At 52.6% G+C, this 4,365-nt stretch carries 3 protein-coding genes; 1 reads left to right on the plus strand and 2 read right to left on the minus strand.

Annotated features, from left to right (window positions below; genetic code table 11):
- Together Abin_RS15275 and Abin_RS15280 are read right to left on the minus strand one after the other, a co-directional pair.
- Window positions 1–1,704: ShlB/FhaC/HecB family hemolysin secretion/activation protein (locus Abin_RS15275; protein WP_084593703.1), on the minus strand; the 1,704-nt coding region annotated here is incomplete at its 3' end.
- A 59-nt stretch (window positions 1,705–1,763) separates the two neighbouring features.
- Complete coding sequence (locus Abin_RS15280; protein ID WP_048848511.1) at window positions 1,764–2,387, minus strand: invasion associated locus B family protein; 624 nt, start codon at window positions 2,385–2,387, stop codon at window positions 1,764–1,766.
- 561 nt (window positions 2,388–2,948) lie between these two features.
- Between Abin_RS15280 and Abin_RS15285 the strand changes: the two genes are divergently transcribed.
- Window positions 2,949–4,322 (plus strand): site-specific integrase, encoded by a 1,374-nt coding sequence (locus Abin_RS15285; protein ID WP_048848513.1) that lies wholly within the window; start codon window positions 2,949–2,951, stop codon window positions 4,320–4,322.
- Window positions 4,323–4,365: the final 43 nt, after the last annotated feature.

Below are 4,365 nucleotides of genomic sequence, written 5' to 3' on the forward strand. Positions count from 1 at the left end.
TCCACGCGCAATCGCATGCGTTATGTTGGCATTCCAGAAGATGGAACCTGTTGTTTTTCGGATACCGATACCAGCACCCGCTATATTGCCACCCTTGAGTGCAGGCGGGAGAGCGCGAGAATGATAGCCCGCACGGGTCATCCCACCATCAAGAATGCCATAGAGTTCAGCCCCTTCGACAAACAGACGACAGAAACCGGTATATGCGCCGCACCCATGATTCATGCCGGGATGCGCAAACTGCCAAGACACATCATTACGAATGTAAATCCCATCATTCCCCAAAAGCATCTGACGTAAAAACCCGCGAACGGTATAAGGACCGCCCAGCTGCAACTGATCTGTCGTAAACTGATTGCGAGTGCTGTATTCGCCATGCACGGATGTATGCCACAACAACCCCAGAGGCAGCGGCTTGTAACCGTCAATATCGAGGGTGGGCTTGACATATTGCGTATGGGGATCAGCTTCCCCCGGATTATCATAGGCAGAATGCGTACCGACTGCACCAACACCGAACCGCATACCTAAAGTCATATACCAGACACCGCCCCAGGCCTTGAGAGATTCACTGGCCTGCGCCACAACATAAGCCTGCCGTGCGCTCTGGGTTTGCAAACGCACCCGATCCAGCGTCGAATTGAACGACTTCAGTTCATAAAATGCCTGCAGGGTCGTCACACCGATACGGTTACGTGCGACAACACGGGATACACCAAACCGAAAATCCTTGCGCCGACCAGCAAGTCTGTAATCTTCCCCAAGCGTCTGCAGATGGTACACATCATCTGACATCCACCAGCCACCAAAAACAGTCCACTTCCCAAACGGAACTGACCCGTTGGCCGAGATATACTGGGTACCCCGCCGCCCGGCATCACCAACGAGAGAGTGGTCATATTCAAACGACCACATATCCAAAAGTCCCAGAACATCCTGTGCAGTTAGCATCGCATGCCCGGCTTCATGGCCGGTTTCATACTGACCGTTGTTATCAGCCCATATCTGACCATGAATATAACCTGGCGTAGGCTGCCGAATTCTGACAGCAGACGTGCCAGGAGCCCCACCTGGCACAATCTGCATTTTTGCTGACCAGTTTGGTAACCGGTTCATCTGGTCCAGCCCCTGCTCCAGATCACGCAGGTTCAGGATATGATCGCGCAACCCCGGAAAAGCCACAGCTTCATGAAAACGGGGAGAAATACCCTCAAACTGAAACCCTGTGAGCATACCCTCAACAACGACAATCCGCAGATGTCCGCTCTGTAAGGACTGCTCTGGCAGATAAGCGCGGGATGTCACATGCCCCTGAGCCATATAGGCGCCGTTGATGTCATCCAGTGCGTGATTGAAGTCAGACACACCCAGGCAACGCCCCGTATAGCGCGCTGAAAGCATGGCACGCGTTGCGACTGACAAATGGGACGCACCCTCAATCGTGAGGGATTTGACATCCACACACCCTTTCGTCGGGGAAGACTGACGCGGCGTCGTCAGAATTTGCGTATCACTATTGGGAGGCGGCAGCATGTCCAGTTGCTGCTGTCTCTGCTGATAACGCTGAAACTGATCCTGGGATGATCCTGGTCCAGCCGGAAGACCAACTACTGGCACACCGGCATCCGGTGCTGCCTGAGCAACACACGGCACAACAAAGGACAGCGCACCGAGAACAGAGCGCAGGGTATGCTTGGAAATCATGACCAGAACCAGAACGTCAGAAAGAAATCAGAAATAAAAAAGCGGAAAATTCAAACGCTTTACTGAACAACTCCAGCCTGAGAATGCGCGATCCAGCCTTCTGTCGTCTTAAGAGCCACATCCACACCGGTAAACGCAAAATTGATTGTCAGAACCCCACCTGCCAGTTTGTTGGCCTCAATATGGCCTGTCTGACCATGACGCAGGGCATCAACCTGCTCTGCCGTCAGATCCAGCGTCGACAGACATCCTGAAGACACACAGCTCTGCCAGGCCAGCGAAAACGGTGCTGACTTCCCGATAGCAAAACGGGCCTCGTGCTGAAGGGAAAGCCCCAGAGGGGTCATCACCGTCAAACGCCAGGGGCGCGTCGAGAGCGGGGCTTTGACAGGATCTTCAGTCGCACGGGCCAGAATGACCCCACCCAGCGGCACAGCCTGCTTTTGAGCATCCTGCATCATCAGACGTTGCTCTACGATACACACAGTGGGGGCGGCATTCGGGGCAGAAGACGGAAAAATACACCGGTAAGTCCATTCTCCTGCAGAACCGGACAAGGTCGTCGGAGAAGCCACCGGCGCGGACGCTGTCGGTTTGGCAGACGGAGCGGCAAACGCGGAACCACAAAAAGCAACCGCAAGAAAAGCTGAAAGAACTGAACCACAAACCTGAAGACGCCGCACAGTTATAACTCCATTAAAACCCGTTAATGGCGATTTATGACAGAAACGACGCAATGAAAAGATTGAACGTGATAATATCAAAAAGACTACGGCCTTCCTGTTACAAAAAAGCATCACCTTTCCATAACTGAAACCATAACAACCTAGCTACCCTTACAGGAAACAATTTGTTTTCCAAATATATGTTTGTTGTTATTTATCATTTTGTGCATCACACTCTTCGATGAGAGAAATCCAGCTATTGGACTCCATCAAAATGCTCAGCGTTTATCAGCGACTAACACGTTGTCCGCTTTCCTAAACCGGCAAATTGGGGGTAAAGTGATATCAGGATGTTCCCAGATTGTTTACCCAATACCGGGAACAAAAACACCAACCAGAAGACAGCACGTCGCATTCTTGTCGCTGTTTCAAAGGGTTAGAAAAGTGTCGCTGCGGGTTGATGCAGGTTCGAGTCCCGCAGTTCGCACCACAGACACCTGAAATAGCACGATTTTTCGGCTGAATGAGGGGCAAAGGCTGTCTTTGCTCCATCGTCCTTCCCCACCGAGGGAAGATTTTATGCTCCGTGTCCGAAGCACCACCTACCACTTCCGCCGTATTGTTCCCCCTGCCCTGAGAGCAGCCTTAAACCGGCGGGAAATCTGGGTTTCTTTAAAAACCGGCTACCAGAATGAAGCCCGCAAACGCGCTTCTTTACTGCATGCCAGAACCACAGAATTATTCTCTCAGACCCATCTGGCCCTCTCTGAACCGGACGCTTTAAGCAGGCTTGAGGGACTGCGGGTCTCACTGCGGGATTTGCAGAGCGTGAACCTGCCTTCATCTGCTCAGGAAACGGGGTCCGTGCCAGTTTCAGCACCGATGCCAAAACCCCGGACCGTAAAGAAACCAGTCAAGCCTCCTAAAGCCCAACCTTTAATGCTCTCGGGTGCCCTGAAACGCTTTGTGCTGGATAATCCCCATGCCAGCGCCGACACCAAGAAAGCCACACAACGGGCCGTAGAGCTATTTTTACAGGCTTTCGGAGATGCGCCTGTATCCATCATAGGGGGCGAGAAGGCTGGAGCCTTCCGTGATCTGCTCTTTTCCCTGCCAGCATCACTGGGCAAACGTAAAAGCAGCCTTACCCTTGAGGAAGAGGTTCAGAGAGCCAGAGAAGATGGTTTACCAACCCTGAGCGGTAAGAGTGTCAAAAACCATATGATGCGCCTCTCTGCGCTTTGGAACCAGTTACACCAGCGGGAACTGGTCACACGTAACCCGTGGACAGGCTGGAATTTCGAGAATGGGCAAAAGACCATACGCAGAAGCTGGACAGCCAGAGAACTGGCTTTACTGGCATCCGCCTCATGGCACAGCACATCCGTGCCAGAACAGACCTTCCGACTGGTCACCCTTATTGCAGCCTATTCGGGCATGAGGCTGGGTGAAATCTGCACCCTGCGGAAAGAAGACCTCCAGACCGTTGACGGTATCCCCTGTTTCCTCATTCGCCCACATCCTGAAACCGGCTGGGCACCCAAGACTGACGCAGGCATCCGCATGGTACCAGTCCATCCGAAGCTGATTGAAGCCGGATCTCTGGCCTTTAAGGATACTACAGACAGCCCCTACCTTATTCCCGGCTTGGAAACTTCAAAGCAAGGAGTCAGAGGCGCAGCACTAGGACGGGCTTTCTCATTACTCAAAACCCGTATTGGCTTGCCCGCAGAAATCACCTTCCACTCGTTCCGGCATACCGTCTCCACTCAACTTAGAAACGCGGATGCCAATATCCGGGAAGTCTGGATAGACAGGCTTCTGGGCCATGAAGCTACGCATAAAAGCCAAGGGACAACGACCTATCTGACAGGCATCTCGACAGCCAATTTACTGCAAACCATAGAGGCAATCAGTTACCCAGAAACAGCATTTGCAAACGTGACGATTTAAAAGGGAGCCAGCAGTGTCGAATGGCTACCCATTCGACATCTGG

The organism is Acetobacter indonesiensis (genome assembly GCF_000963945.1).
GTDB classification, from domain to species: Bacteria; Pseudomonadota; Alphaproteobacteria; order Acetobacterales; family Acetobacteraceae; genus Acetobacter; species Acetobacter indonesiensis.